Origin of the sequence: Muricoccus vinaceus, from assembly GCF_042433125.1 — a bacterium.
Lineage (GTDB): Bacteria > Pseudomonadota > Alphaproteobacteria > Acetobacterales > Acetobacteraceae > Roseomonas > Roseomonas vinacea.
Window position 1 is genome coordinate 70,950 of record NZ_JBHLVZ010000043.1, and the last position, 26,371, is coordinate 97,320.

Here is a 26,371-nt window from a genome sequence, read left to right on the forward strand (position 1 = left end):
AGAAAAGCGATGCGGCGGTTTCTCGGACGGGTCCTGCCGGGCCTGCTGACGGCGCTCTGGGCCTGGGGAGCCCAGGCGCAGGGTTATCCGTCGCGCCCCATTCGCCTGATCGTGCCCATCGCCCCGGGAAGCGTGACGGATGTGATCCTGCGCGCGGCGTCTCCGGAACTGTCCCGGCGCCTGGGCCAGCCGGTGGTGGTGGAGAACCGGGCGGGCGCCAACGGCATCGTCGGCGCTCAGGCCTGCGCGCAGGCGGCGCCGGACGGCTACACCTTCTGCGCCGTTTATCACGCGACCATGTCCTTCAACCCGCTGCAATTCGAACGCCTGCCCTACAACCCCGCCGACTTCGTGCCGGTCACCAACCTGTTTCTGCTGACCGAGGTGCTGGTCGCTTCCGCCGTCCTGCCCGTGCGCTCGGTGGAGGAGTTGCGGGGCTATGCGGCCTCGCATCCGCTCGCCTTCGGAACGCTGGGCGGCGGGTCGCTGCAGGAACTGCTGGTGCAGTGGCTGAACACGCAGTGGTCCGTCGGCATCACGGGTGTGCCCTATCGCGGGGGAGGGCCGATCGCGCTCGCGGTGTCCGCGAACGAGATCCAGCTCGGCAACATGGGGGTGGGCAACTTCCTCGGGCAGATCGCGGCCGGCACGGTGCGGCCGCTGGCGGTGACCACCACGCGCCGCTCGCCCCTGTTGCCGGACGTGCCGACCTTCGCGGAGGCCGGGTTGGGCGGCTTTCCCTCCCGCGGCTGGTGGGGGCTCGTCGCCCCGGCCGGCACGCCGCCGGAGGCGGTGTCGCGCATGAACGCGGAGGTGGTGGACCTCTTCGGCGAACCGGGCTTCGCCGCCCTTCTGGGGCGCCAGGGCGTGCAGCCCCAGGCGGGCACGCCGGAGGAGTTCAAGGCCTTCATGGCGGAAGACCGCACCGGTGCCGAGGCGCTGATCCGCCTCTCCAGCCAGCCGCGCGCGGAGTACCGCCCGGCGAACTGAGTGGGCATGATCGCCGTTGACCGGAATGCGGGTCAGGCATACCGTATCGTGGTTCAAGAGAGCGCAATGGCCCGCAAGCGGCCACGCCAGGGAGAAGCCCGCCATGACTTCGTCCACGTCGCTTCGCCGCACGCTGCTGCTTCTGGCCGCTGGCCTGATCGCCGGCCTGGGTTCGGCACGGGACGCGATGGCGCAGACGGTGCCCGCCTGGCCCAATCGCCCGCTGCGCGTGATCATCCCCCAGCCGCCCGGCGGCGTGCTGGACATCCTGATCCGCGCCATGGCCGAGCCGTTGCGCCAGCAGTTCGGCCATCCGATCGTGGTGGACAACCGCCCCGGCGGGAACAACGTGGTGGGCCTGGAGGCCTGCGCCCAGGCGGCGCCGGATGGCTACACGCTCTGCGCCGTCTCGGCCGAGGTTCTCTCCACCTATCCGCTCGTGGAGCCCACGCTCTACGCGCGGTACAGCTCGATCGTCCCGGTCACGCTGATCGCGCGGAATGCGGGCGTGCTGCTGGCCAATCCCGCCGTCCCGGCCAAGGACCTGCGGGAGTTCGTCGCCTGGGCGCGCACCCAGTCCAACCTGAACTACTCCTCCTCCGGCGCCGGCTCCACGCCGAACCTGCTGTGGGAGTACATCAAGCAGCATGACAGGCTGCGGATCGAGCAGGTTCCCTATCGCGGCATCGTCGAGGCCTTCAACGAGATGGCGGCCGGGCGCGTGCAGGTTTCCTATATCGCGCTCGGCTTCGCGCTGGAGCCGATCGCGACAGGGCGCGTGAAGCCACTGGCGGTGCTCGGCGGCACGCGCTCGCCGCGCCTGCCCGAGGTGCCCTCGCTCGGCGAGCTCGGCTACGAGTTCCCCTATGACGGCCCCTGGTGGGGCTTCGCCGCGCCGGCCGGCACGCCCGCTCCGGTGATGGAGCGCATCGCGGTCGCGACGCGCGCGGCGCTGCAGGACAGCAACCTTCGCACCCGCCTCCTGGAGCCTCAGGCCTACGAGGCCGTGGGCAACACGCCTGCCGAGTTCGCCGCGATCATCGAGCAGGAGCGCACGCGCGGCGTCTCCATCGTGCGCGCGGCGGGCATCGAAGTGCGCTGAGCCCCAGTTTTCCATCCCGCCGCCACGGAGGCTGTCGCTTGATCAGCAAGATCGCGCTCGAGGAACACTTCATGACCCCCGGCATGGAGGGCTACTGGCAGGCGACGGTGGAGGACCTTCCGCCCGCGCTCTACAGGGACATCCATGGGCGGTTGTCCGATTTCGGGGAAGGCCGGCTCGCCGCGATGGACGCGGCCGGAATCGCGCGCGCCGTGCTGTCCCTCGCAGGGCCCGGGGTGCAGGCGGAGCCCGACACGGCCACGGCGGTTGTGCGCGCGAAGGAGGCGAACGACGCGCTGGCGGAGGTGATCGCCGGACGGCCCGACCGCTATTCCGGCTTCGCCCACCTGCCGATGCAGGACGGGCGCGCGGCGGCGGATGAGCTGGAGCGCGCCGTGCGCCAGCTCGGCCTCGTCGGCGGCATGGTGAACGGCCAGACGGACGCGACCTATCTCGACCACGACAAGTACGAGGTCTTCTGGGAGCGCGCGGCGGCGCTGGGCGTGCCGGTCTATATCCACCCCAACGACCCGCCCGCGCCTTATGGCGGCTGGGCGGACGTGAAGGTGCTTTCCCGCGCCACCTGGGGCTGGACGGTGGAAACGGCGACGCACGCGCTGCGCCTCGTGTTCGGCGGCACCTTCGACCGGCACCCGGAGGCGCGCGTCATCCTCGGCCACATGGGCGAGACGCTGCCCTTCCTGTTGTGGCGGCTCGACAGCCGCGCCAAGCTCTACAAGGCGGAGCGGCCGTTGAAGAAGGAGCCCTCCGCCTATATCCGGGAGAATATCCTCGTCACCACCTCCGGCCAGTGCGCGGCGGAGCCGCTGCTCTGCACCCTTGCCTCGCTCGGCGAGGAGCGGGTCATGTTCGCGGTGGACTATCCCTTCGAGGCGGCGGAGATTGCCGGCCGGTTCCTCGACGAGGTGCCCGTGAGCGAGGCGGTGCGCGAGGGGATCGCGAGCGGGAACGCGAAGCGCCTGCTCGGGCTGTAGCGCGAAAGGAAGCGCCGTGGGGCACTGGGGGACCGGCCGGCGGGCCGAGGACGACGCGCTGCTGCGCGGGCTCGGCCGGTATTCGGACGATGAACGGGCGGGGGGCGCGGCTTCTGCGGTGTTTCTCCGCTCTCCCCATGCCCATGCCGCGATCAGCGGCATCGATGCGGAGGCCGCGCGCACGATGCCGGGCGTGGTGGCGGTGCTGACGGGCGCGGACCTCGCCGGCCTGGCAGCGTGACCAGCCCCATGCCCATCCGCGGGCGCGACGGCTCGCCGGTCCGGCCCGTGCACCGCCCCGCCCTGGCCAGCGGCCGCGTGCCGCACCTGGGCGAGCCCGTGGCGCTGGTTGTGGCCGAGACCGCCGCCCAGGCGCAGGACGCGGCCGAGGCGGTGTTGGTGGACTACGAGCCCCCGCCCGCCGTAACCGATGCGTCGGCCGCGCTGGCGCCGGGCGCACCCGTGTTGTGGCCGGACGAGGCGCCGGGGAACCTCGCGCTGGACTGGGTGGGACCGCCCGACCCGGATGGCGCGGGGTCCGCCGCCGTGGAAGTGGCCTTTGCACGCGCGGCGCTGGTCGCGCGCGGGGCCGTGCCGATCGGCCGGCTGGTGGTCGCTTCGCTGGAGCCGCGGGCGGCGACGGCCTTCTTTGATCCCGGCACGGGGCGCCACACGCTTGTCACGGGCTCGCAGGGGGCGGCGGGAATGCGTCAGGGGGGCGCGTCCTCCATGGGCGTTCCGGAGGCGGCCCTGCGCTTGGTGAGCCACGACCTGGGCGGGCCTTCGGCATGAAGTCGGGCAACTACCCGGAATACCTGGCCCTGCTGCGCGCGGCGGAGCGGCTGGGGCGGCCGGTGCGCTGGGTTTCCACGCGCTCCGAGGCCTTTCTGACGGACAATCAGGGGCGTGGCAGCGACCGGACGGCGGAGCTGGCCCTGGAGGCCCAGGCCCGTTTCCTCGCGCTGCGGGTGAAGGGGCTGGCCGATCTCGGCGCCTATCTCACCCAGGCCGCCGCCTTCGTGCCGACGGGGCTGGTGATGATGTGGTGGAGGAGGCGGCACGCGGGCGGCTGCGCGGGGTCGGGATGGCCTGCTTCCTCGAGAATGCCGGCGTGATGCCGGAGGAACCCGCGCGCATCGCCTTTGCCGCCGATGGCACGGTGAGCGTCAGCATCAACTCCGTTTCCGGCGGGCAGGGGCACGAGACGGTGTTCGGCGATCTTGCGGCAGAGCGCCTCGGCGTGCCGCGCGCGGTGGTGCGCGTCACCCGGGGTGACAGCGACCGCGACGTGCCGGGCTTCGGCGCCGTTGCCTCGCGCTCCGCCATGACGGTGGGCGGGGCCATCGCCAACACCGCCGACGAGGTGCTGCGCAAGGCCCGCCCCGCCGCGGCGCTGCTGCTCCAGGCGCGGGAGGAAGAGCTGGTGCTGGCAGGGGGCCGCTTCAGCGCGGGGGGCGCCGGCGGCGTGGGGCTGATGGAGGTCGTGGCGCGCGCGGCCGGGCTCGGAACGCCGCTGGACGCCACCGGCAAGGTGACGGCCCCCGCCACCTTCCCCAACGGATGCCATGTGGCCGAGGTGGAGATCGACCCGGAAGCGGGCACGGCGCGGGTCGTCGCCGATCTCGCGGTGGATGATTGCGGGCGGGTGCTGAACGCCATGGTGGTGGAAGGCCAGATCATGGGCGGGGTCGCCCAGGGGCTGGGGCAGGTGCTCACCGAGCGCGTCGCGATGGACGCGGACGGGCAACCCGTTTCCGGCTCCTTCATGGATCACGCCCTGCCGCGGGCGGAGGACGTGCCGGAGATCCGCGGGCTGCCCGCCACCACCAACCCGCTGGGCGTGAAGGGCACGGGGGAGGCAGGGACGACCGCCGCCCCGCCCGCGATCCTCGGCGCCATCGCCGAGGCCTTGCCGCCCGGAGCCGCGTCACGCCTTGTCCTGCCCGCGACGCCCGAGCGCATCTGGCAGGCCCTGCGCACCGCCGCATGACAGGACCCCGCATGATCGACATCTACACGCATATCCTGCCGCAGCCCTTCTCGGAGGCGCTGGGGAAGGTTTCGCCCAAGCTCGGCAACATCGCGGCGCGGCTGCGCGGCGTGCGGCCGCTGCACGACCTGGAGGCGCGGTTCCGCGCCATGGACGCGGTGCCCGGCTATGCCCAGGTGATCTCCCTGCCCAATCCGCCGCTGGAGGACATCGTCTCCGCCGTGCAGGCGGCCGACCTCGCGCGCATCGCCAACGACGCCATGGCCGAACTCTGCGCCCGCCACCCCGACCGCTTCCCCGCCTTCGTCGCCACCCTCTCCATGCTCGACCCCGAGGAGGCGGTGCGGGAGGCGGAGCGCGCGATCACGACGCTCGGCGCGCGCGGCGTGCAGGTGTTCACCAATGTCGCGGGCAGGCCGCTGGACCGGCCCGAATACGCGCCGCTCTTCGCCGCCATGGCCGGGCACGACCTGCCGGTCTGGCTCCATCCCGCCCGCACCGCCGACATGGCCGACTACGCGAGCGAGGCGAAAAGCCGGTTCGAGATGTGGTGGTGCTTCGGCTGGCCCTACGAGACCTCGGTGGCCATGGCGCGGCTGGTTTTCTCCGGCCTCTTCGACCGCCACCCCGCCCTCAAGATCATCACCCACCACGGCGGCGGCATGATCCCGACCTTCGACGGGCGCGTCGGCCCGGGCATGGCCGTGCTCGGCAGCCGCACGACGGACGAGGACCTTTCGGGCATCCTGCCCGCCCTCAGGCGCCCCCACCTTGATTACTTCCGCGACTTCTACGCGGACACGGCCATGTTCGGCAGCGGCACGGGGCTGCCCGCCTCGCTCGCCTTCTTCGGCGCCGAGCACCTCGTCTTCTCGACGGACGCGCCGCTTGGCCCGATCGCCGAGACCTTGAAGGCGCTGGAAGGGCTGGATCTCACCCCGGCGCAGCGCCACGCCGTGATGCAGGGCAATGCGGAGCGCCTGCTGCGGCTTTGAGCGGCGTCAGGATGCCGTGGCGGCGGCCTTGCCGGCGATGCGGCCCAGCGCCACCGCCGTGAGCAGGCCGTTGCCCGACAGATAGCCCGAGGCCCGCGCGCCCGAGACGCCGCAGGCCGCGCCCCCGGCCGCGAAAAGGTTGGGCATGGCGCTGCCATCCGCGCGCAGCACCCGCGCCGCGTCGTCCACCACCAGGCCGCCCTGGGTGTGGAACAGCGCGCCGGTGACGCGCACCGCGCGGAAGGGCGGAACGAGCTGGGGCACGCCCGCGAAGCTGCGGCCATGGGCATCCGCCGCGCCCTCCTCCTTGAGGCGCGCGGCCTCCTCCAGCGTGGCCGCGAGGGCCGCTTCGGGCAGGCGGGTGGCGGCGGCGAGCGCCGGGATGGTGTCCGCCTCCAGGATCGCGCCGGCAGCCTCGGCCTGGCGGAAATCCTCGAACTGGCGGGCGATGCCGGCGATGCGGGCGTCGAAGACCGTCCAGGCGATGCCCTCGGGCTGTTCCAGCACGCGCGCGGCCTGCTCGGAATAGCCGTGGCTCTCGTCGGAGAAGCGGCGGCCCTCCAGGTTCACCTGCACGCCGCCCTCGGCGATGGTGGCCCAGGTGATGAGGATGCCGGCCGGGTGCGCCACCGAGCCGTGCCCCTGGTGCCCGGACAGGTGGCGCGTGGCGGCGCCCAGCGCCTCTCCCCAGAGGACGGCCTCGCCCTGGTTGCCGGGATGGCCGAAGTAGAGAGCGTCGGCCAGGGCCGGCACATGGCGGCGCACGAGGCTCTTGTTGCCGCCATAGCCGTTGCAGGCGAGCACGAGGGCGCCGCAGCCGAGCCTGTCCTCGGTGCCGTCCGGCCGGCGGAGGGTCAGGCCGGCGATGCGGCCATCCGGGGAGGCGTGCAGGGCGGTGACCCGGGCATCGCAGAGGATGTCGATGCCGGCGGTCTCGGCGGCCTCGCGCAGGCGGTCCACCAGTTCCTCCCCGGCGCGGCTGGGCAGGCCGTGCATGCGGTTGGCGGAATGGCCGGGATAGCGGAAATCCGTGATCACGGAGAAGCGGAGGCCGTGCGCGTCGGCCAGCCATTCCAGCGCCGGGCCGATGCTGCGGGTGACACGGGCCACCCCGGCGGGGTCGGGCTCGCCCTCCGCCTTGGCCATGATGTCGGCGGCGAAGGCCTCGGGACTGTCCTCGATCCCGGCCTCGCGTTGCCAGCGCGTGCCCGCCGCGGGCACCAGCCCGGCGGACAGGGCGGTGGATCCGCGCGGCACGGGATCGCGCTCGAGCACGAGCACCTCCGCCCCCGCCTCCTGCGCGGCCAGGGCGGCGCAGAGGCCGGCGGCACCGGCACCGACGACCACGACGGGAATGGTGACCTCGTAGGATTCCTGGGCGGGCAGGATGGTCACGCGGCGGCGCCCAGTTCGGCCATCGCCTCCGCCACCGTCGCGATGCGGGCGACGGGCCGCAGCGCGGCGATGGCCGTTGCGTGCGTGTCCCGCCCGAAGGCGGCGCAGCCGTCGGACAGGACGGTGACGTCGATGTCCCGCACATGGGCATCGCGCACGGTGGTGGCCACGCCGCCGTTGGTGACGATGCCCCCGACGATCAGTCGCTCGATCCCGCACTTGCGGAGCAGCCACTCGAAACGGGTCATGTAGAAGGCGGAATAGGCGACCTTCTCGATCATCAGGTCGCTCGGCTGCAGCGCATCCACGAGCTGGTGGCCCCAGGATCCCGGCGCGAAGTCGCCGCGGCGCAGGAAGGGGCGCAGCGCCTTCAGGTGCGGCGAGATGATCGGCTCGCCGCCCTTGCCCGGCACGAGGGTGAAGTGCGTGGAGGCGATCCAGCCGCCGGCGGCGCGCATCGCCGCCGCGAGGGGGGCGAGGCGGGCGGGAAGCGCCGCGATCTCCGGGTCTCCCTGGCCGCCGCGGGCATAGGCGCCATCCGGGTGGATGAAGTCGTTCTGCAGATCGAAGATCAGCAGGGCGGTCTTTGCGGCGGGGATGGCGGTCTGGCTCATGGCGCGCTCTCGATCACGACGTTGCCCAGGCGGTCCACGCGCGCGGAAAGGCCGGGATCGACGACGGTGGTGGCGTCGGGCTGTTCCAGGATGGCGGGGCCGGGGATCACCGCGCCCACGGGCAGGTCCAGGCGAGAGAGGATCGCCGTCTCGTGCCAGGCGCCGCCGAACCAGACGGGGCGCGTGCCGCGACGGGCGCCCTCCAGCCTCGCACCGGGTTCGGGCGCGAGGGTGGAGAGGTCGAAGCGCGGGCGGCGGCCGATGGCGGCGGTGCGGAGGTTGACGATCCGCGCCGGCACGCCGTCCAGCAACCGGCTGAAGCTCGCCTGATAGGCGGCCTCGAAGGCCTGTCGGATAATGGCGGCGGTGATGCCGGTGGTTTTGTCCCGCACCTCCACCGGCAGCGGCACGGAAACCGTGTGGGTCTGGCCGGCATAGTGCATGTCGAGCGCGAAGAGCGTGTCGATCCGTTCCACCGGCAGGCCGGCATCGGCGACCACCGCCCGCACGGCCGAGGCGTCCGAAACCATCAGCCGGTCGAGCGCCGGGCCGTCGATGCCGTCCAGCGGAAGGTTCACCGTGCGGACCTGATCGTGGCGGATATCGGCGATGACGCAGCCCAGCGCCGAGTTGATGCCGGGGAAGCGCGGCACCAGTGCGGCCTTCAGGCCGACCTCGCGGATCAGCGCTCCCGCATGCAGGGCGCCGCCGCCGCCGAAGGGCACGGCGGCGAAGCGGGCGGGATCGTGCCCGCGCTCGATCGAGACGAGGCGGATGGCGCGGGCCATGTGACCGTTGGCCACGCGGAGGATGGCTTCGGCCGCCGCCATGGCGTCGAGCCCGAGGGGTTGGCCGACATGCTCCAGGATGGCGGCGCGGGCCGCCTCCACGTCGAGGCGTGCGAGGCCGCCGCCGATCGGGCGTTCGGCGTTGATGCGGCCGAGCACCACGTTGGCGTCGGTCAGCGTCGGGCGGGTGTTGCCGCCGGCGTAGCAGACGGGGCCGGGGCGGGAGCCGGCGCTTTCCGGCCCCACCTGCAGCAGGCCGCCGGCATCGACGCGCGCGATCGAGCCGCCGCCGGCGCCGATGGTGGTGATCTCGATCATCGGCGTGCGGATGACGAGGCCGAAGTCGATGGTGGTCTGGGCGGCGAGCGCAGTTTCGCCGGAGACGACGAGGGAGACGTCGAAGGAGGTGCCGCCGAGGTCGCCGGTGACGACATCGGGGAAGCCGGCCTCGCGCGCGATGGCGGCGGCGGCGATGACGCCGGCGGCGGGGCCGGAGAGGGCGGTCCGCACCGGCAGCCGGCGGGCGGACTCGGTGGACATGACGCCGCCGTTGGATTGCACGATGTGGAAGCGGCCGGTGAAGCCGTCGCTTTCCAGCGCGGCGTCGAGCTTGCCGAGGTAGGAGCCGACCACGGGCTGGAGGTAAGCGTTGAGCGCGGTCGTGGAGCTGCGCTCGAACTCGCGGATCTCCGGCAGGATGCGGGAGGAAAGGGAGATCGTGTCGGCAGGCCAGACCTCGCGCGCCGCGGCCAGCGCGGCCTCCTCGTTGGCGGGGTTGGCGTAGGCGTTGATGAAGACGATGGCGAGCGCCTCCGCGCCCTGGGCGATGAGCTGGCGCACGGCGGCGCGCACCGCATCGAGATCAACGGGCTGGCGGATGGTGCCGTCGGCGAGGGTGCGTTCCGCCACTTCGAGGCGCATGTCGCGGTCCACCACGGGGATGAAGTCGCCCCAAAGGCCCCAGGTGCGGAGGCGGTCGCGGCGGCGCATCTCGATGACGTCGCGGAAGCCCTGGGTGGTGATGAGGCCGACGCGGGCGCCCTTGCGTTCCAGCAGCGCGTTGGTGCCGACGGTGGTGCCGTGGACGACGGAGGCGAGGTCGGCGACGGCGCCGAGCTGGCGCAGGCCGTTGAGGAAGCCCACCGCCTCGTCGCCGCGGTTGGAGGGGACCTTGGCCGTGCGGAAGGTCCGCGTGCCCTCGTCGAACAGGAAGAGGTCGGTGAAGGTGCCGCCGACATCGACGCCGACGACCTTTGTGGCGGCGCTCATCCGGCCGAGGCGCCCGTGACGTAGCCGAGGCGCGCGTCGCGCGCGGCGGCGGCCGGGTCGCGCGCAGCGGGGTCGCCCCAGCCGCCTCCCCCGGGGGTTTCGAGGCGGAGGCGCCTGCCGACTTCGAGGCGGATGTCGGTGACCTTGGAGACCATGGGCGGCGACTGGCGGCCTTCGGACGTTTCCCAGGAAAAGCGGTTGCGCGCGGCGGGGCCGCCGCCGCCGACCCCGAAGGGCGCGACCTTGCCGCGTTCGCCGAGGAGGGAGACGCTGGCGGGGACCAGGGCCTCGATCTCGTAGACGGCGCCGAGGCCGCCGCGATGCGCGCCGGGGCCGGCGGAATCGGGGCGGAGCGCCCATTGGGTGAACATCACGGGATAGGCGGCCTCCAGGATCTCCACCGGCGGGATGGTGGCGGTGGAGATCGGGTTGTTGGCGTGGTTCAGCCCATCCGATTCCGGGTTGCCGCCGAGGCCGCCGCCGAAGAAGGAGAACATCACCCAGCGCGAGCCGTCCGCCCGGTGGCCGGCCATGGAGAGGGCGTTGATGGTGCCGAAGGGCGCTGCCGTGGCACGGGCGGGATCGGCCTTGGCCAGCGCCCCGAAGATGACGCCGACGAGGCGCAGCACGGTTTCGGTGTAGCCGGCCATGGGGTGGGGCGCGCCCGCGCCGAGCAGCGTGGCATCGGGCACGACGAAGCGGATGGGTCGGAGGCAACCGGCATTGGCCGGCACCTCCGTGAAGACGTGCTTCAGCGCCACGTAGCAGCCGGCGATGGTGGTGGCGCGGCTGATGCTGACCGGGCCCTGGGCGGGCGGGGAGGAGCGGGAGAAGTCGAGCACCATCTCCTCCCCCGCGATCGTCAGGTCGAGGGCGATGGTGAGGGTTTCGTCGGTGATGCCGTCGTTGTCGAGCACGTCCTCGAAGGCGTAGGTGCCGTCGGGCAGGCCGGCGATGGCGCCGCGCATCAGGGCTTCCGCGCGGGCGGAGAAGGCGGCGAAGGCGCCCTGCACCAGTTCCTCGCCGTGCTCGTCGATCAGGGCGGCGAGGCGGCGCTCCCCGAGGTCGAGGGCGTTGAGCTGGCCGTTGAGGTCGCCCCAGTTGGAGGTGGGGACGCGGGAATTGGCGGCGAGGATGTCGACGAGGTCCTGGTTCATCACGCCGTCGCGGATCAGGCGCACCGGGGGAATGCGGAAGCCTTCCTGGAAGCTTTCGATGGCCTTGGGGTTGTAGCCGCCGGGGACGTTGCCGCCGACGTCGAGCCAGTGGCCGACCGAGGCCATCCAGCAGAAGAGCCTGCCCTGGCGGTGGATCGGGCGCACCAGGCGGAAGTCGTTGAGGTGGGTGCCGCCCTGGTAGGGGTCGTTGAACAGGAAGGTATCGCCCGGGCGCAGGTCGCCGTCGCGGGCGACCTTGTCGATCACGGCCTTCACGGCGAAGGCCATGGCGCCGACGAAGATCGGCAGGCCGCTGGTGCCCTGAACCAGGGTTTCGCCGGTCTCGGCATGGTAGAGGCCGTGGCAGGCGTCCTTGGCCTCGGCGATGATCGGGTTGAAGGCGGAGCGGAAGAGGGTCGCGTCCATCTCGTCGGCGATGCCTTCGAGCCGGCCCTTCAGGATCGCCAGGGTGACGGGATCGGGGGTCATGCCGAGGGTTCCTCGTAGCGGCGGCCGAGTTCCAGCATTTCCGGCGTGCCGATCAGGGCGTTGAGGCCGCCGAAGTCGTGCATGCGGCTGGCGAACGGCCGGTTGGATCCGTTCGCGGCGAGGGACCCGTAGTAGTCCTGCGCGGTGCGGGCCAGGGCGCGCACGATGCCGCCGGGGAAGATGACGAGGCGGAAGCCGGCCTCGCCGAGTTCGGCGGCGGTGGAGATGGGGGTGTCGCCGCCTTCCACCATGTTCGCCATCAGCGGGCGGGTGGCGCCGAGCCGCTGCACGACCGCGGCCATCTGCCCGCGGTCGCGCGGTGCCTCGACGAAGAGGATGTCGGCGCCGGATTCGGCGTAGAGGGCGGCGCGGTCGAGCGCGGCGTCGAGGCCGTCGGTCGCGATGGCGTCGGTGCGCGCGATGATGAGCGTTTCCTCGCTGGCGCGCGCGTCCACCGCGGCGCGGATCTTGCCGGCCATCTCGTTCGCCGGGATCAGCGACTTGCCCTGCAGGTGGCCGCAGCGCTTGGGAAGCGTCTGGTCCTCGATCTGCAGCGCGTTGGCGCCGGCGCGCTCGTACATGCGGACGGTGCGCTGGACGTTCAGCGCGTTGCCATGGCCGTTGTCGGCATCCACCACCAGCGGCAGGTCCACGCGGTCGCGGATGAGGGCGATGGTTTCCGCCACCTCGGTCATGGAGACGAGGCCGATGTCGGGGCGGCCCAGGCGCGTGTAGGCGATGGCGGCGCCGGAGACGTAGAGCGCCTCGAACCCGGCCGCGGCGGCGATGCAGGCGGTGAGCGCGTCGTAGATGCCGGGGGCCGTGACGGGGCGCGGTTCGGCGAGGCGCTGGCGTAGGGAGGTGGGGGTCATCTTCAACTCACAGGCCAAGGTAGATGCGGCGCAGCTCGGGATCGTCGCGGAGGGTGGCGGCGGGGCCGCTCATGGCGAAGGTGCCGTTCTCCAGGATGAAGCCGCGCGTCGCGATCTCGAGGGATTGGACGACGTTCTGTTCCACCAGAAGGATGGGCAGGCCGTCGGCGTTGAGGCGGCGGATCAGGGTGAACATCTCCTCCACCAGGAGGGGAGAGAGGCCGAGGGAGGGTTCGTCGAGGATCAGCAGCCGGGGTTCGGCCATCATGCCGCGGCCGATGGCGAGCATCTGCTGCTCCCCGCCCGAGAGGGTGCCGGCGAACTGGCGCGCGCGCTCGCGGAGGCGGGGGAAGGTCTCGAAGACGCGCTCGAGGTTGGCGGCGCGCTGCGGGCGGCCGCGGCGGTAGGAGCCGAGCTCCAGGTTCTCGCGCACGTTCATGTTCGGGAAGATGCGGCGGCCCTCGGGCACGTGGATCAGCCCGGCTTCCACGATCGCGGCGGGGGTGGCTCCATCCAGGCGCATGCCGCCGAAACGGATCTCGCCCTGCCGCGCGGGCAGCACGCCGGAGAGAACCTTGTTCAGCGTCGTCTTGCCCACGCCGTTGGCGCCGAGGACGGCGACGATCTCGCCGTCCGACACGGCCATGTCGAGGCCGCGCAGGACCTCCACGGCGCCGTAGCCCGCTCTGAGGCCCTTCACCTCAAGCATGGGTGCCGCCCGCGGCGATGCGGGCCGCAGCGCCGTGGCCCAGGTAAGCCTCGACGACCATCGGGTCGGCGCAGACCTCGCGTGGTGGTCCCGCGGCGATCATGCGGCCGCCTGCCAGCACGTGGACGTGGTCGCAGAGGTTCATCACGGCCTGCATGACGTGCTCGATCATCAGGATGGCGACGCCGCGGCCACGGATGGCGCGGATCACCGGGATGATGTCGCGCACCTCCGACGGGTTGAGGCCGGCCAGCACCTCGTCCAGCAGCAGCAGGCGGGGTTCGGTGGCGAGCGCGCGGGCGAGTTCGAGGCGCTTGCGGCCGGCGACGGTCAGGGAGGAGGCCTGGGCATCCAGCATGGGGGCGAGGCCGACCTCGGCCGCCACGGCCTCGGCGAGGCGGGTGGCCTCGCTGCGGGCGGCGTGGCGGAGATAGGCGCCGACGGCGATGTTCTCGCGCACGGTGAGGCCGGCGAAGGGCTGCACGATCTGGAAGGTGCGGGCCATGCCGAGCGCCGCACGGCGGTGCGGGACTTCGGCTGTCACGTCCGTGCCGGCGAAGGTGACGCGGCCGGCGCTCGGGGGAAGGAAGCCGGAGAGAAGGGAGAACAGCGTGGTCTTGCCCGCGCCGTTGGGGCCGATCAGCCCGACCAGCCCACCCTCGGGCACGGTCAGGGAGGCGTTGTCCACGGCCAGCAGCCCGCCGAAGCGGCGGGAGAGGCCCTCGGCCACCAGAAGGCTCATCGTGCCAACCCCCGTGCTGCCCGGCGCAGCCCGCCCATGACGCCCTGCGGCAGGAAGGCCACCGCCAGGATCAGGAGCGCGCCGAAGAGCATCAGGTCGATGCCGGGCACCGGTCCCGCGATGCCGTTCAGCGCGATCTTCGCGGCTTCTCCCGCGCCGTGGAGGGCGAGGGCGCCGATGACGGGACCGAGCACGGTGCCGCTGCCGCCGAGGATGCAGGCGATCAGCACCTCCACCGAGATCCAGGTGCCATAGGCGATGTTGGCGTCGAGGTAGAGGAAGTTCTGGGCATAGAGGCATCCCGCCGCGGCGGTGATGCCGCCGGACAGGGCGATGGCGCCGAGCTTCACGCGCAGCGCATCGACGCCGAGCGCCCGGGCGGCATCCTCGTTCTCCCGGACGGCGACGAGGCGGGCGCCCATGCGGCCACCGGCGATCCATGCAGTCAGCAGCAGCACGGCGGCGACGATGGCGAGCACCAGCCAGAGGAAGGTGGCGCGGGAGGGGAACTGCAGGTTGGCGGCGCCGGGCGCCATGCGGATCAGCAGGCCCGCCGCGCCGCCCGTGAGGTCGAAGGCGTTGGCGAGGATGCGCAGCACCTCCGCGAAGGCGAGGGTGACCAGCGCGAAATAGGAGCCGCGCAGCCGCGCGCGGAAGGAAAGGAAGCCGATCATCCAGCCCACCAGCGCCCCGAGCGCGACGCCGATGGCCAGCCCCGCCCAGGCATTCACCCCGTAGCGAAGCTGCAGGATGGCCGTGGCGTAGGCCCCCGTGCCGAAGAAGGCCGCGTGGCCGAAGGAGAGCTGCCCGGCATAGCCGCCGAGCAGGTTCCAGCCCTGCGCGGCGAGGGCCACGATGAGGGACGAGAGAAGGAAGTTCAGCGCCGCGTTGGACGCGACGAGCGGTGCGAGGGCCAGCAGGGCCAGCACGAGCAGGCCAGGGAGGATGTCGCGGGCCTTCATGCCTTTGCTCCGAACAGCCCGGTCGGGCGGAACAGCAGCACCAGGATGAAGATAACGAAGATGCCGAGCTGCCCGAGGCTGTCGCCGAGGAAGAGGCCGCCCAGGCTCTCCACCAGCCCGACGAAGAGGCCGCCCAGCAGCGCTCCGGGGATGGAGCCCATGCCGCCCAGCACGACGATGGTGAAGGCCACCAGCACGAAGGCGTTGCCGACGCGCGGGTTCACGTAGAAGGTCGGCAACAGGAGGCAGGCGGCGACGGCCAGGCAGGCGCAGCCGAGGCCGAAGGTGACGGCATAAACGTGGCGCGGATCGATGCCGACGAGCTGCGCGCCGAGCTTCTCCTTCGCCACCGCGCGGATGGCGCGGCCGGTGTCGGTGGCCGAGAGAAGCGCCCAGAGCAGGGCGGCCGTCAGCAGCGCGACGCCGAAGCCGATCAGGCGCGGGCGGGAGAGCAGCATGGGGCCGACCTCCACCACGTCGAAGCCGGCATCGCCGCCGAGCGTTCGGGTGTCGGAGCGGAAGAGGGCGAGCAGGGCGTTCTCCAGCACGATGGAGAGGCCGAGCGTGACCAGCAGCGTGTTGCCGTCGTCGCCATGGCTGGAGGGGCCGATCACCCAGCGCTGCAACGCGTAGCCGAAGGCGAAGAAGGCCAGGGCGAGCGGCGGGATGGAGAGGTAGGGGTCGAGGCCGAAGGCGGCGTGCAGCCCCCAGGCCGCGAACATCGCGCAGGTCAGCAGGGCGCCGTGCGCGAAGTTCACGATGTGCAGCACGCCGTAGACGAGGGTGAGGCCGAGCGCGACCAGCGCGTAGGCCGCGCCCGCCAGCAGGCCGTTGACCGCCGCTTCCGCGATCAGGGCGGGCGGGAACATCAGCCCTGGATCGGGAAAACGGGTCGGGCGTTCGCGACCTCGGCGGGGAAGATCACCTTGATGTCTCCGTCCTGCACCTGGGTGTTGACGGGGCGTGCGCCCTGGTTCTGGCCGTTGACGAAGCGGGTGGGGCCATAGGGCATGATGTGGCCGGAATAGTCGGAGGCGGCGAGCGCCTGCGTCACGCGGCCACGGTCGGCGGCACCGGCGCGGTTCACGGCATCGGCCACCAGCTTCACGCAGGAATAGTTCAGCGGGATGTTGTAGCCCCAGAACTTGCCGGCGGTGTCGGCCGCCGCCTTCAGCGCGATCGCCTCCGCGTTCTTCGGGTCCTGCCAGTGGTTGCAGTCCATCACGCCCAGCGCCGCGTCCGGGAATTCCTTGACGAAGCGGTAGTTCGAGGCGGCGCCGTTGAGGACGGCGTAGATGCCCTTCGGCCGGATGCGCTGCTGGCGCATGGTGCGGGCCAGCAGCACGAACTCGCCGTAGTAGCTCGACGGGATCAGCAGGTCGGGGCGGAGCGAGCGGAGGCGGAGCGCGATGTTGTTCATGTCGCGCGCGGGGGTGGGGTGCGGGATGGTCTCCAGCACCTCGAAGCCGTGCCTCGGCAGCTCGGTGGCCATGAGGCGGGCGAGGCCCGAGCCGAAGAGGCCGTCCTCGTGCACCAGCACCACCGTCTTGCAGGGCTTGCCGGCGCCGTCGTTCAGGCGGACCAGGTTTTCCACCGCCGCCGAGGTGACGGCGGCGAAGCCCGGCGCGAAGCGGAAGGTGTTGGCAAGGCCCCGGGCGGTGATCTGGTCGGCGACGCCGACATCGACGACATAGGGCAGGTCGTAGCGGGCGGCGGCCTGGCTGGCCGCGAGGCAGATGGGGCTCGCGAAGCCGCCGACGATGGCGACCACGCCCTCGCCCTGCAGCTTCTCCACCTCCTGCGCGCCGGCCTCGGGGTTGGAGCGGGCATCGGCCACCACCAGCTCGACCTTGGCGCCGCCCAGCGCGGACAGGCCGCCATTGGCGTTGATGAAGGCCGCCGCCTGTTCCGCGCCGAAGCGGCCGAGTTCGCCATCCTGGGCCAGGGCGCCGGTCAGGGGCTGGAGGACGCCGATCCTCACGGCGGCGGGTTGGGCGCGCAGCACCGCCGGCATGGCCAGCAGGCCGGCGCCGGCGCCGAGCAGCGCGCGGCGGGGGAGGTGGGGATTCGTCATGGTGGCGCTATCCTCTCGCGGTGCCGCGGGCCGGGTGCCCGCTTGTGGGAGTGTCGTCCGGGTCCTGGGTGGTGGGCGGGGCCACCGGGCTCCAACGGCGGGCGCCCTCCGCCCCCGTGCGCTGGAGCTGCATTTCGAAGGAGAAGCGATCGGGACGGTAGAGTGCCCGCAGGTGCTCGACGGGCCGCCCTTCCTCGTCCTGCACCAGGCGGGTGAGGGCGATCAGCGGGGCGCCGATCTCGACCTCCAGCGCGCCCGCCACCTCCGGCCCGGCCAGTGTCGCGCCGATGCTCTGCCGCGCGTGGCCGATGCCGGTGCCGGACCGCTCCAGCAGGGCCAGCAGCGGCTGGCTTCCCAGCTCCGCCTCGGAATAGGTGCGGCCGATGCGCCCCGGGACATGCGTGGTCAGGTGGGAGAAGGGGCCCTCCGCCATGCGCCGCACCCGGACGGCGCGCTGCGCGGCCTCTCCCGGAGGAAGGTCCAGCGCCGTTGCGACATCGGGCGGGGGCATGATGTAGCCGAAGGAGAGAAGGCGAACCTCGGTGCGGCGCCCCATTTCCTTGAGGTGCGAGAAGACGTCGGAGAAATCCACCGCGGTGGGGGGCATGGCCGTGCCGCCGCGCACGAAGGTGCCGACCCCCGGCCGGCGCTCCACCAGCCCGTCGCGCGCCAGCTGGTCCAGCGCGCGGCGCATGGTCACGCGGGCGACGCCGTGCTCGGCGGCCAGGTCGGGCTCGCCCGGGAGGCGCGTGCCGGCGGGCAGCAGCCCGCTCGCGATCCGGTCGCGCAGCACCAGATAGATCCGGCGCGCCTTGAAGGGTTCAACCGCCGCGCTCAACCGATTGTTCCCTCCCTGTCCTGTAATCAAGACCGCAGGCTGTCTAGGTTACAGAACAGGAGGATTGCATCAAGCCTTTTCCGGCGCTTAGTCTCGCCCGGCAGAAAACGGGGAAACGACGCATGGCGGAACACGCCCCGCGCACGCTGTTCGACAAGGTCTGGGACGCCCATGCCATCCTTTCGCGCGAGGATGGGCAGGCGCTGTTGTGGATCGACCGGCACTTCTTTCACGAAGGCTCGCATCACGGCTTCAACCAGTTGAAGGCGCGCGGCGCGGAGGTGGCACGGCCGGCGCTGAACATCGGGGTGGCCGACCATTACGTGCCCACGCGTGGCCGCGGCGGTTTCATCGCCGACAGCAGCGTGCGCCACATGGTGGAGCAGCTTTCGGCCAACGCGGCGCATCACGGCCTCAGGCTGTTTGGCCTGGACAATCCCGGCCAGGGCATCGTGCATGTGGTGGGGCCCGAGCAGGGGCTGACCCTGCCTGGCCTGACGATCGTCTGCGGCGACAGCCACACCTCCACCCACGGGGCTTTCGGGGCGCTCGCCTTTGGCATCGGGGCGTCCGAGGTCGCGCATGTGCTGATGACGCAAACCCTGTGGCAGCGCCGGCCGAAGCGGATGCGCGTGACGGTGGAGGGGAAGTTGGGCCCGGGCATCGGGGCCAAGGACGTCGCGCTCTCGGTTATCGCCCGGCTGGGCGCGGATGGAGGGCAGGGGCATGCGCTGGAATATGCGGGATCCACCATCCGGGGGCTTTCGATGGAAGGGCGGCTCACCCTGTGCAACCTGTCCATCGAGTGCGGCGCGCGCTGCGGCATGGTGGCGCCCGATGCCACCACCCTCGCCTTTCTGCGCGGCCGCCCCTTCGCCCCGGCGGATTTCGAACGCGCGGCCGAGGCCTGGATGGCCCTGCCCAGCGACCCCGGCGCCGCCTTCGACCGGGAGGTCGCGCTGGACGCCTCGCAGATCGTGCCGGTCGTCACCTGGGGCGTGACGCCGGAGGACGCGCTGCCGGTGGACGCGACCTTGCCCGACCCCGACCGCGCCGCCGATCCCGCGCGCGCCGAGCAGATCCGCGACGGGCTGGACTACATGGGCCTGCATGCCGGGCAGCGCGTGTCGGACATCGCGATCGACCGCGTCTTCATCGGCTCCTGCACCAACAGCCGGATCGAGGACCTGCGCGCGGCGGCGGCCGTGCTCGCCGGGCGCCGCGCCCGCGTGCCCGGCCTGGTTTCCCCCGGCTCCACCCCGGTGAAGCGCCAGGCCGAGGAGGAGGGGCTGGACCGCATCTTCCGCGACGCCGGGCTGGAATGGGTGGAATCCGGCTGCTCCATGTGCGTCGGCATGAACGGCGACCTGCTGGCCGCGGGGGAACGCTGCGCCTCCACAACCAACCGCAACTTCAAGGGGCGGCAGGGCAAGGGCTCGCGCACGCACCTCATGTCGCCCGCCATGGTCGCCGCAGCCGCCGTCACCGGGCACCTGACGGATGTGCGCCCACTGCTGGAGGGGCGCGCCTGATGCAGCCCTTTCGCGTTCTCGCCGCCACCGCCTGCCCGCTGCCCATGGCGAACGTGGACACGGACCAGCTCATTCCCGCCCGCTTCATGAGCCGGCCGCGCAGCGCGGGCTATGGCGACTTCCTGCTGCACGACCTGCGCGCGGGGCCGGACGGCGCGCCGCTGCCCGATTTCCCGCTGAACCGGCCGGAGCGCGCGGGGGCGGGCATCCTGGTCGCGCGCCGCAACTTCGGCAGCGGGTCGTCCCGCGAGGCCGCGGCCTATGCGCTGGTGGATGGGGGTTTCCGCTGCGTCCTGGCGCCCAGCTTCGGCGACATCTTCAGCAGCAACGCCGTGAACAACGGCCTCCTGCCCGCGCGGCTGGAGGAGACGGCGGCGGAGGCGCTGCTCGGCTGGCTGGAGGCGGGCGGGCTGGAGGTGGTGGTGGACCTGGAGGCCTGCACCGTTTCGGCCGGGGAGCAGCGCTGGCCTTTCGCGGTGGACCCGGTCTGGCGGACCAAGCTGCTGAACGGCTGGAGCGACGTGGACCTGACGATGAGCCACGCCGCCGCGATCGAGGGCTTCGCCAGGGTGGACCAGGCCCGCCGCCCCTGGGCCTGGCTGCCGGAGGGCACCGGCACCGGCTGAAACCCCGTTGCCGGTCCTACCCCTGGCCGGAGGGCGCCGCCCGGCGCATCCTGGGGGGATCGAGACGCACCGTGGCGGCGATCAGGCCCGGGCGAGGAGGAATGCCGCCATGCAGCGCCGTACCGCGATCCGTCTTTCCGCGCTTTCCCTGCCGGCCCTGGCCTGTTCCGTCCTTTCCCGGCCCGCCCTGGCGCAGGAGCGCTTTCCCGACCGCGCGCTGCGCCTCGTGATCCCCTTCGCCACCGGCGGCAGCAACGACGTGGTGGGCCGCCTGATCGCGGAGGGCATGGGCGCCCGCCTCGGCCAGACGGTTGTTGTGGAGAACCGCGGCGGCGCCGGCGGCATCCTCGGCAACGACCTTGTCGCGAAGTCGCGGCCGGATGCCTACACGCTGCTGCTGGCGGGCAGCGGCAGCTTCCTGATCAGCAGCCTGGTCCAGCCGCGCGTGCCCTATGACGTGCTGGCCGATTTCACCCCGGTGGGCTTCGTCGGGCAGGCGCCCAACGTCATCACGGTGAACCCTTCCGTGCCCGCGCGCACCCTGGCGGAGCTGCGCGAGGCGGCGCTGCGCGCCAAGCCGCCGCTCACCTATGGTTCCCCGGGTGTCGGCACCACGGGCCATGCCCTGCCCGCCATGATCGCGCTGACGCTCGGGGTGGAGCTGGAGCACGTGCCCTATCGCGGCACCGGGCCCGCGCTGACCGACGTGCTGGCGGGCCGGCTGAGCATGATCACCAATGCCCTGGCGCCCCTGAAGCCGCACATCGAATCCGGCGGGCTGCGCGCGATCGCCGTTGCCGCCCCGGCGCGGTCCGCCGTCATGCCCGATATCCCCACCACGGCGGAGCAGGGCTATCCCGGCATCGTTTCCTCGACCTGGTACGGGCTGGTCGGGCCCAAGGGGCTGCCGGCGGACCGGGTCGCGGCCCTGCACGCCGCGCTGAACGCCGTGCTGGCGGAGGAAGCCACCCGCAAGCGCCTGCTGGACGAGGGCGTGGAGGTGGAGCCCAGCGAATCGCCCGAGGCCTATGGCCGTTTCCTGGCCGAGGACCGCGAGCGCTGGGCCGAGGTCGTGCGCCGCGCCAACATGCGCAGCGAATAGGGCGCGCCGCTTGCCCGGGCGCCCGCCTCTCGCCGCCGTCGCGGTGCTGGACGATTTCGCCGCTGCCGCCCGCGCCTCGGCGGACTGGTCCGGCCTGCCCGTCACGGTCTTCCGCGACCACCTGTCCGGCGAGGACGCCCTGGCCGAACGGCTGGCGGGGTTCGACGCGCTGGTGCTGATCCGCGAGCGCACGGCCCTGCCGCGCAGGCTGATCGAGCGCCTGCCGGCCCTGCGCCTGGTGGTGACCACCGGCATGAGCAACCGCACCCTGGACATGGAGGCCTGCGCCGCGCGCGGCATCCCCGTGCTGGGCACGGCCTCCCTCCCGACGCCGACCGTGGAGATGACCTGGGCGCTGATCCTGTCGCTCGCCCGCCGCGTGCCCTGGGAGGACGCGGCGCTGCGCGAGGGCCGGTGGCACACGGGCACCGGGCGCAGCCTCTCGGGCGCGGTGCTGGGGGTGCTGGGCCTGGGCAAGCTCGGCCGGCAGGTCGCCGCACTCGGCCGCGCCTTCGGCATGGAGGTGATCGCCTGGAGCCCGAACCTGACGGCGGAGGGCGCGGCCGAGGCCGGTGCGCGCCGCGTGGAGAAGGAGGCGCTGTTCCGCGCCGCCGACGTGGTGACGCTTCACCTCGTGCTCGGGCCGCGCTCCCGCGGCGTGGTGGGGGCGGCGGAGCTGGCCGCCATGAAGCCCGGCGCCCTGCTGGTGAACACCGCCCGCGCCGGGCTGGTGGACCAGGAGGCGCTGCTGGCCGCCCTCCGCTCCGGCCATCTGGGCGGCGCCGCCATCGACGTGCACGACCCCGAGCCCATGCCGCCCGGCCATCCGCTTCTGTCGGCCCCGCGCACCATCCTCACCCCGCATCTCGGCTATGCCACGGCCGAGAACCACCGGCTTTACTTCGAGGGCGCCGTGGAAGCCCTGCGTGCCTGGAACGCGGGCGTTTCCCTGCCGCGCCCCCTGGCAACCCCGTGAAGGACCCGACCTTGCAGCCAGACGCTCCCTTCGACGCCATCACCCTGACGACGGATGGTTCCGTCGCGACGCTGACGCTCAACCGCCCGGAGGTCCGCAACGCCATCGACGACGCGATGCGCGGCGAGATCCTGTCCGCCCTGGACCGGGTCGCGCGCGACGACGCGATCCACGCCCTGGTGATCACCGGCGCCGGCAAGGGCTTCTGCTCCGGTGGCGACGTGAAGGGGATGCAGGCCCGGCTGAGCGTCCCGCCCGGGGAGGTCGCGATGAACGGCTGGCGGCGGCAGCACCGCACGCACCACATGGTCTCGGCGCTGCACACCCTGCCCAAGCCCACCATCGCCGCCGTGAACGGCGCTGCGGCGGGGCTGGGCTGCGACCTCGCCCTGTGCTGCGACTTCGTCGTGGCCGCGGACACGGCGACGCTTGCCATGAGCTACGTCCTGCGCGGCCTGGTGCCCGATGGGGGTGGGATGTACTTCCTTCCGCGCCGCGTCGGCCTGGCGCGGGCGAAGGAGCTGATCTTCTCCGGCCGCACGGTCCGGCCCGACGAAGCGCTGCGCCTGGGGATGATCGACCGCGTTTCCCCGGCCGATACGCTGCTGGCCGATGCGCGGGCCTGGGCGGCCGAGCTTTCCCTGGCCGCGCCGGGCGCCATCGCGCTGAGCAAGACCATCCTGGACCAGAGCTTCGAGTTGACGGCGGAGCAGGTCTTCTCCCTCGGCAGCCAGGCGCAGGCGATCTGCTATTCGTCCAAGGACCACCTGGATTCCGTCGCGGCCTTCCTCGCCCGCAGCGCGGCCCGCAGGGGCGGCGCGTCGTGACGGCCATCGCCCGCCTTCTCAGCCCGCGCAGCGTCGCCGTGGTCGGCGCCTCGGCGGATGCCTCCAAGATGACGGGGCGGCCGGTGAACTACCTGCTCCGCCACGGCTTCGCCGGCGCCATCTATCCCGTGAACCCGCGCGCGGCGGAGATCGCGGGGCTGCGCTGCTACCCGGATGTCGCAGCGCTGCCGGAAGCGCCCGACGCCGCCATCGTGCTGCTCGGCCCCGAGCGCGCGGAGCCCGCGATCCGCGCGCTCGCCGAGCGCGGCACCGCCGCCGCCGTGGTGTTCGCCGGCGGCTATGCCGAAACCGGCGAGGGAGGCATCCGGCGGCAGCAGGCTCTGGTGGAGGCGGCCGGCGCCATGCGGCTCCTTGGCCCCAACACGATCGGGCTGGTGAACCTGACCGACCGGATCACCCTTTCGGCCTCGGGGGCGCTGGAGGTGGGGCAGCTGCCGGCCGGGCGCATCTCGGTCGTTTCCCAGAGCGGGGGCATCCTGGGCTCGCTTCTTTCCCGCGCGGCGGACCGCGGCATCGGCTTCGCCAAGCTGGCCTCCACCGGGAACGAGGCCGACATCGACAGCACCGACCTGCTGGACCACCTGGTGGAGGACGAGGCCACCGCCGTCATCGTCCTCTACATGGAAGGGCTGCGCCGGCCGGATGCCTTTCGCGCCGCGGCCCTGCGGGCCGCCGCCGCGGGCAAGTCCATCGTGGTGTTCAAGGTCGGCCGCTCGGAATCCGGCGCGCGATCCGCCAGCTCCCACACGGGCGCGCTGGCCGGTGCGGACCGGGTCTATGACGCGCTGTTCCGCCAGTGCGGCGTGATCCGGGCCGAGACCTTCGGCGACCTGATCGACATCCCGGCCGCGCTGGTGGCCGGGCGGCGGGCTGCGGGGCGGCGGGTGGCCGTGCTCACCTCCTCCGGCGGGGCCGGGACGCTGTTGGCGGACAGCCTGGGCGTTGCCGGCTTCGACCTGCCCGAGCCCGATGCCGCGACCGCCGCGCGCCTCGCCGCGCTTCAGGAGGGCGACCCCGCGGCCATGCGGAACCCCGTGGACGTGACCCTGGCCGGGCTGCGCCCGGACCTGTTCCGCGGCGCCATCGACGCCCTGCTGGAAAGCCCGTCCTACGACGCGGCGGTGGTGATCGTCGGCTCCTCGGCCCTGGCGCAGCCCAGCCTGGTGGCGGATGCGGTGGTGGAATGCCAGGGGCGCAGCGCCAAGCCGCTGCTCTGCTATGTCAGCCCCCACGCGCCCGCCATCACGCGGCTGCTGAACGGCCAGGGCATTCCCGCCTTCACGGCGCCGGAAAGCTGCGCCTCGGTGCTCGCCGCCCTTCAGCCGCGCCCCGTGCCGGTCCTGGCGGCGCCCGCGCCTGCCGCCGTTCCGCACCGGCTCCTGGCCTCCATGCCTTCCGGCCCGCTGAACGAGGCGCAGAGCAAGGTGCTCTTCGCGCATTTCGGCATGCCCGTGACGCGGGAGGTGGTTGCCCCCGACCCCGCCGGCACCCTCAACGCCGCGGATGGCCTGGGCGAGCGGGTGGTGCTCAAGGTCCTGTCCCGCGAGATCCTGCACAAGAGCGACCTGGGCGGGGTGAAGGTGGGGCTCGCCGCGGAGGCGCTGCCCGCGGCCGCGGAGGCCATGCTCGACTCCCTCTCCCGCGCGGGCGCCCCGGCGCCCGAGGGTTTCCTGGTGCAGGAGATGGTGGGCGGCGGGGTGGAAATGATCCTCGGCTTCCACCGCGACCCGCAGATCGGCCCGGTCTTCCTGCTGGGGATGGGCGGCATCACGGCGGAACTGCTGCAGGACACCGTGCTCCGTCTGCCCCCGCTCACCCGCGGGGATGCGGAGGGCATGATCGCCGAGCTTCGGACCCTGCCCCTGCTGACCGGCTTCCGCGGCGCCCCGCCCGCCGACCGGGCTGCCCTGGTGGACGCCATCCTTGCCTTCGCCGCCATGGCCGAGGCCACGGGGGAGCGGCTGCTGGAGGCCGAGATCAACCCGCTGGTGGTGCTGCCGGAAGGGCAGGGGGTGCGGGCGCTGGACGGGCTGGTGGTGCTGGCCTGACCCCGCCATAGCCCGGGCCTATGGCTGACCGAAGCCATGCGGAATGGCGTCGGGCGCCGGCGCGGCCCATCCTTCCCGCCGCCAAGCAAGAAAGGAAACGCCGTGCGCTACGTGGATGCCTTCTGCCACTTCTTTCCCAAGGCGCTGTGGGACCGGATCCTGACGCTGGAGGGGGCCGGCGCCGGCATCGGGGCCCGCATGCGCGGCATTCCCGCGATCTACGACCTGGAGGAGCGCTTCCGGGTGATGGATCAGTTCAGCCAGCACGACTACAGCCAGGTGATCTCGCTGGGCATGCCGCCACTGGAGAAGCTGGGCACGCCCGCCGTTTCGGTGGATCTGGCGAAGCTCGCCAATGACGGGCTTGCGGAGCTCGTGCGGAAGCATCCCGACCGCTTCGCGGGCTATGCCGCCGCCCTTCCCATGAACGACCCGGACGCGGCCGTCCGCGAGGCCGAGCGCGCCTTTCGCGACCTCGGCGCCAATGCCGTGCAGATCCACAGCAACGTCGGCGGCGCGCCGCTCGACGAGGAGCGCTTCTTTCCGATCTTCGAGACGGCGGCGAAGCACGGCAAGCCCGTCTGTCTTCATCCTTCGCGCGGCAACGAGGTGACGGACTACGTCACCGAGGAGAAGTCCAGGTACGAGATCTGGTGGACCTTCGGCTGGCCCTACGAGACCTCGGCCGCCATGGCGCGGCTGGTCTTCGGCGGCGTGATGGACCGCCTGCCCGAGCTCAAGATCCTGGCCCACCATCTCGGCGCCATGGTGCCCTATTTCGAGGGGCGCGTCGGGCCCGGCTGGGACCAGCTGGGCAAGCGCACCACGGACGAGGACCTGTCGGGCGTGCTGTCCGGGCTCAAGCGGCGGCCGCTGGAGTACTTCAAGGACATGTATGCCGACAGCGCCGTGTTCGGCTCGCGCGCGGCCACCGTCTGCGGGCTGGAGTTCTACGGTGCCGACAAGGTGCTCTTCGCCTCCGACTGCCCCTTCGATCCCGAGCGCGGGCCCGGCTACATCCGCGAGACGATCAAGGTGCTGGAAAGCATCGACATGCCCGAGGAGCAGCGGCTGAAGATCAATCACCGCAACGCCGAGGCCTTCTTCGGCCTCGCCCCGCGCTGAGCACGGCCGGGCAGCGGGGCGGGGTGCCCCGGCCGCCCGGCGCGGAACAAGGAACGCGACGCCGGTTCAACGGCGCGCCACGAGAGCAAGGGAGGTCCAGCATGCTCACCCGCAGACAGGCCGCGGCCGCCGG

General features: G+C 72.5%; 24 protein-coding genes and 1 pseudogene. 14 read left to right on the forward strand and 11 right to left on the reverse strand.

Annotated features, from left to right (window positions below; genetic code table 11):
* The first annotated feature begins 9 nt into the window (after positions 1-9).
* The 7 genes and pseudogenes from ACFFIC_RS15580 (at position 10) to ACFFIC_RS15610 (ending at position 6,072) form a co-directional block, all read left to right on the forward strand.
* Complete coding sequence (locus tag ACFFIC_RS15580; RefSeq protein WP_377051933.1) at positions 10-990, forward strand: Bug family tripartite tricarboxylate transporter substrate binding protein; 981 nt, start codon at positions 10-12, stop codon at positions 988-990.
* Between the two features lie 103 nt (positions 991-1,093).
* Positions 1,094-2,092 (forward strand): Bug family tripartite tricarboxylate transporter substrate binding protein, encoded by a 999-nt coding sequence (locus ACFFIC_RS15585; RefSeq protein WP_377051935.1) that lies wholly within the window; start codon positions 1,094-1,096, stop codon positions 2,090-2,092.
* Between the two features lie 38 nt (positions 2,093-2,130).
* On the forward strand, positions 2,131-3,087 hold the full coding sequence (locus ACFFIC_RS15590; RefSeq protein WP_377051937.1) for an amidohydrolase family protein: 957 nt from the start codon (positions 2,131-2,133) through the stop codon (positions 3,085-3,087).
* Positions 3,088-3,103: 16 nt separating this feature from the next.
* The gene (locus tag ACFFIC_RS15595; protein ID WP_377051939.1) at positions 3,104-3,328 is read left to right on the forward strand and encodes a hypothetical protein; all 225 of its coding nucleotides are present in this window, start codon (positions 3,104-3,106) and stop codon (positions 3,326-3,328) included.
* Between the two features lie 8 nt (positions 3,329-3,336).
* Positions 3,337-4,202: pseudogene (locus ACFFIC_RS15600) on the forward strand (molybdopterin cofactor-binding domain-containing protein).
* Entirely contained in the window at positions 4,172-5,077 is a 906-nt protein-coding gene (locus ACFFIC_RS15605; RefSeq protein WP_377052190.1) for a xanthine dehydrogenase family protein molybdopterin-binding subunit, read from the forward strand. Before ACFFIC_RS15600 ends, ACFFIC_RS15605 begins: the two are co-directional and overlap by 31 nt.
* A gap of 11 nt (positions 5,078-5,088) precedes the next feature.
* On the forward strand, positions 5,089-6,072 hold the full coding sequence (locus tag ACFFIC_RS15610; protein ID WP_377051940.1) for an amidohydrolase family protein: 984 nt from the start codon (positions 5,089-5,091) through the stop codon (positions 6,070-6,072).
* A 6-nt stretch (positions 6,073-6,078) separates the two neighbouring features.
* Here ACFFIC_RS15610 and ACFFIC_RS15615 read toward each other — a convergent pair whose 3' ends face one another.
* The 11 genes from ACFFIC_RS15615 to ACFFIC_RS15665 are packed head-to-tail and all read right to left on the reverse strand — an operon-like array spanning position 6,079 to position 17,981.
* Positions 6,079-7,467 (reverse strand): FAD-dependent oxidoreductase, encoded by a 1,389-nt coding sequence (locus ACFFIC_RS15615; RefSeq protein ID WP_377051941.1) that lies wholly within the window; start codon positions 7,465-7,467, stop codon positions 6,079-6,081.
* Positions 7,464-8,081, reverse strand: coding sequence for a cysteine hydrolase (locus tag ACFFIC_RS15620; protein ID WP_377051943.1), 618 nt, complete (start codon positions 8,079-8,081; stop codon positions 7,464-7,466). Before ACFFIC_RS15620 ends, ACFFIC_RS15615 begins: the two co-directional genes overlap by 4 nt.
* The gene (locus ACFFIC_RS15625) at positions 8,078-10,138 is read right to left on the reverse strand and encodes a hydantoinase/oxoprolinase family protein (protein ID WP_377051945.1); all 2,061 of its coding nucleotides are present in this window, start codon (positions 10,136-10,138) and stop codon (positions 8,078-8,080) included. The genes ACFFIC_RS15620 and ACFFIC_RS15625 overlap by 4 nt, the downstream gene beginning before the upstream one ends.
* Positions 10,135-11,784, reverse strand: coding sequence for a hydantoinase B/oxoprolinase family protein (locus ACFFIC_RS15630; protein WP_377051947.1), 1,650 nt, complete (start codon positions 11,782-11,784; stop codon positions 10,135-10,137). Before ACFFIC_RS15630 ends, ACFFIC_RS15625 begins: the two co-directional genes overlap by 4 nt.
* Positions 11,781-12,656: an isocitrate lyase/PEP mutase family protein gene (locus ACFFIC_RS15635; RefSeq protein WP_377051949.1), complete on the reverse strand. Its 876-nt coding sequence runs from the start codon at positions 12,654-12,656 to the stop codon at positions 11,781-11,783. The genes ACFFIC_RS15630 and ACFFIC_RS15635 overlap by 4 nt, the downstream gene beginning before the upstream one ends.
* 7 nt (positions 12,657-12,663) lie before the next feature.
* Positions 12,664-13,365, reverse strand: a complete 702-nt coding sequence (locus ACFFIC_RS15640) for an ABC transporter ATP-binding protein (protein WP_377051951.1) — start codon at positions 13,363-13,365, stop codon at positions 12,664-12,666.
* Positions 13,358-14,107 (reverse strand): ABC transporter ATP-binding protein, encoded by a 750-nt coding sequence (locus ACFFIC_RS15645; protein WP_377051953.1) that lies wholly within the window; start codon positions 14,105-14,107, stop codon positions 13,358-13,360. Before ACFFIC_RS15645 ends, ACFFIC_RS15640 begins: the two co-directional genes overlap by 8 nt.
* Positions 14,104-15,069, reverse strand: a complete 966-nt coding sequence (locus ACFFIC_RS15650) for a branched-chain amino acid ABC transporter permease (protein ID WP_377051955.1) — start codon at positions 15,067-15,069, stop codon at positions 14,104-14,106. The genes ACFFIC_RS15645 and ACFFIC_RS15650 overlap by 4 nt, the downstream gene beginning before the upstream one ends.
* Positions 15,066-15,938, reverse strand: coding sequence for a branched-chain amino acid ABC transporter permease (locus tag ACFFIC_RS15655; protein ID WP_377051957.1), 873 nt, complete (start codon positions 15,936-15,938; stop codon positions 15,066-15,068). The genes ACFFIC_RS15650 and ACFFIC_RS15655 overlap by 4 nt, the downstream gene beginning before the upstream one ends.
* On the reverse strand, positions 15,938-17,143 hold the full coding sequence (locus tag ACFFIC_RS15660) for an ABC transporter substrate-binding protein (protein WP_377051959.1): 1,206 nt from the start codon (positions 17,141-17,143) through the stop codon (positions 15,938-15,940). The genes ACFFIC_RS15655 and ACFFIC_RS15660 overlap by 1 nt, the downstream gene beginning before the upstream one ends.
* Before the next feature lie 7 nt (positions 17,144-17,150).
* Complete coding sequence (locus ACFFIC_RS15665) at positions 17,151-17,981, reverse strand: GntR family transcriptional regulator (protein ID WP_377051961.1); 831 nt, start codon at positions 17,979-17,981, stop codon at positions 17,151-17,153.
* Positions 17,982-18,103: 122 nt separating this feature from the next.
* Between ACFFIC_RS15665 and leuC the strand changes: the two genes are divergently transcribed.
* The 7 genes from leuC to ACFFIC_RS15700 all read left to right on the forward strand — a co-directional run bounded on the left by leuC (position 18,104) and on the right by ACFFIC_RS15700 (position 26,238).
* Positions 18,104-19,513: a 3-isopropylmalate dehydratase large subunit gene (gene leuC, locus ACFFIC_RS15670; RefSeq protein WP_377051963.1), complete on the forward strand. Its 1,410-nt coding sequence runs from the start codon at positions 18,104-18,106 to the stop codon at positions 19,511-19,513.
* Positions 19,513-20,139, forward strand: a complete 627-nt coding sequence (leuD, locus tag ACFFIC_RS15675) for a 3-isopropylmalate dehydratase small subunit (protein ID WP_377051965.1) — start codon at positions 19,513-19,515, stop codon at positions 20,137-20,139. Before leuC ends, leuD begins: the two co-directional genes overlap by 1 nt.
* A 109-nt stretch (positions 20,140-20,248) precedes the next feature.
* On the forward strand, positions 20,249-21,241 hold the full coding sequence (locus tag ACFFIC_RS15680) for a Bug family tripartite tricarboxylate transporter substrate binding protein (protein WP_377051967.1): 993 nt from the start codon (positions 20,249-20,251) through the stop codon (positions 21,239-21,241).
* A 10-nt stretch (positions 21,242-21,251) separates the two neighbouring features.
* Positions 21,252-22,217: a D-2-hydroxyacid dehydrogenase family protein gene (locus tag ACFFIC_RS15685; RefSeq protein WP_377051969.1), complete on the forward strand. Its 966-nt coding sequence runs from the start codon at positions 21,252-21,254 to the stop codon at positions 22,215-22,217.
* Positions 22,218-22,228: 11 nt separating this feature from the next.
* Positions 22,229-23,044 (forward strand): enoyl-CoA hydratase/isomerase family protein, encoded by an 816-nt coding sequence (locus ACFFIC_RS15690; protein ID WP_377051971.1) that lies wholly within the window; start codon positions 22,229-22,231, stop codon positions 23,042-23,044.
* Positions 23,041-25,113, forward strand: a complete 2,073-nt coding sequence (locus ACFFIC_RS15695) for an acetate--CoA ligase family protein (protein ID WP_377051973.1) — start codon at positions 23,041-23,043, stop codon at positions 25,111-25,113. Before ACFFIC_RS15690 ends, ACFFIC_RS15695 begins: the two co-directional genes overlap by 4 nt.
* 102 nt (positions 25,114-25,215) lie before the next feature.
* The gene (locus tag ACFFIC_RS15700; RefSeq protein WP_377051975.1) at positions 25,216-26,238 is read left to right on the forward strand and encodes an amidohydrolase family protein; all 1,023 of its coding nucleotides are present in this window, start codon (positions 25,216-25,218) and stop codon (positions 26,236-26,238) included.
* The last annotated feature ends 133 nt before the right edge of the window (positions 26,239-26,371 follow it).

Bases quoted from the DNA above. Each gene is read 5' to 3' on its own strand.
- ACFFIC_RS15580 (WP_377051933.1), top strand. From the start codon at position 10: ATGCGGCGGTTTCTCGGACGGGTCCTGCCGGGCCTGCTGACGGCGCTC.
- ACFFIC_RS15585 (WP_377051935.1), top strand. From the start codon at position 1,094: ATGACTTCGTCCACGTCGCTTCGCCGCACGCTGCTGCTTCTGGCCGCT.
- ACFFIC_RS15605 (WP_377052190.1), top strand. From the start codon at position 4,172: ATGGCCTGCTTCCTCGAGAATGCCGGCGTGATGCCGGAGGAACCCGCG.
- ACFFIC_RS15610 (WP_377051940.1), top strand. From the start codon at position 5,089: ATGATCGACATCTACACGCATATCCTGCCGCAGCCCTTCTCGGAGGCG.
- ACFFIC_RS15620 (WP_377051943.1), bottom strand. From the start codon at position 8,081: ATGAGCCAGACCGCCATCCCCGCCGCAAAGACCGCCCTGCTGATCTTC.
- ACFFIC_RS15625 (WP_377051945.1), bottom strand. From the start codon at position 10,138: ATGAGCGCCGCCACAAAGGTCGTCGGCGTCGATGTCGGCGGCACCTTC.
- ACFFIC_RS15630 (WP_377051947.1), bottom strand. From the start codon at position 11,784: ATGACCCCCGATCCCGTCACCCTGGCGATCCTGAAGGGCCGGCTCGAA.
- ACFFIC_RS15635 (WP_377051949.1), bottom strand. From the start codon at position 12,656: ATGACCCCCACCTCCCTACGCCAGCGCCTCGCCGAACCGCGCCCCGTC.
- ACFFIC_RS15640 (WP_377051951.1), bottom strand. From the start codon at position 13,365: ATGCTTGAGGTGAAGGGCCTCAGAGCGGGCTACGGCGCCGTGGAGGTC.
- ACFFIC_RS15645 (WP_377051953.1), bottom strand. From the start codon at position 14,107: ATGAGCCTTCTGGTGGCCGAGGGCCTCTCCCGCCGCTTCGGCGGGCTG.
- ACFFIC_RS15650 (WP_377051955.1), bottom strand. From the start codon at position 15,069: ATGAAGGCCCGCGACATCCTCCCTGGCCTGCTCGTGCTGGCCCTGCTG.
- ACFFIC_RS15655 (WP_377051957.1), bottom strand. From the start codon at position 15,938: ATGTTCCCGCCCGCCCTGATCGCGGAAGCGGCGGTCAACGGCCTGCTG.
- ACFFIC_RS15660 (WP_377051959.1), bottom strand. From the start codon at position 17,143: ATGACGAATCCCCACCTCCCCCGCCGCGCGCTGCTCGGCGCCGGCGCC.
- leuC (WP_377051963.1), top strand. From the start codon at position 18,104: ATGGCGGAACACGCCCCGCGCACGCTGTTCGACAAGGTCTGGGACGCC.
- leuD (WP_377051965.1), top strand. From the start codon at position 19,513: ATGCAGCCCTTTCGCGTTCTCGCCGCCACCGCCTGCCCGCTGCCCATG.
- ACFFIC_RS15680 (WP_377051967.1), top strand. From the start codon at position 20,249: ATGCAGCGCCGTACCGCGATCCGTCTTTCCGCGCTTTCCCTGCCGGCC.